The organism is Pseudomonas sp. N040 (genome assembly GCF_015637705.1).
Lineage (GTDB): Bacteria > Pseudomonadota > Gammaproteobacteria > Pseudomonadales > Pseudomonadaceae > Aquipseudomonas.
Window position 1 is genome coordinate 1 of sequence record NZ_JADOBE010000026.1, and the last position, 292, is coordinate 292.

A 292-nucleotide genomic window follows, 5' to 3' on the forward strand; every position below is an offset into this window, starting at 1 on the left:
ACATCATCAACGACGCCTCCGTGATCTTCGACCAGAGCAGCGACGGCACCTACGCCGGCACCCTGAGTGGCAGCGGCAGCCTGGACAAACAAGGAACCGCCACCCTCTCGCTCACCGGCGCCAACACCTACAGCGGCACCACCACCGTCAGCGCCGGCACCCTCAGCATCGGCGCCGGCGGCACCACCGGCCAGCTCGGCAGCGGCGCCGTGGTCAACAACAGCACCCTGCAGATCAACCGCAGCAACGCCATCACCCTCGGCAACAGCATTTCCGGCAGCGGCGCACTGGT

At 67.5% G+C, this 292-nt stretch carries 1 protein-coding gene; it reads left to right on the top strand.

The features are described 5' to 3' along the window. The coding region (locus ISX93_RS17020; protein WP_195779946.1) for an autotransporter-associated beta strand repeat-containing protein at positions 1–292 on the top strand (292 nt) is incomplete at both ends.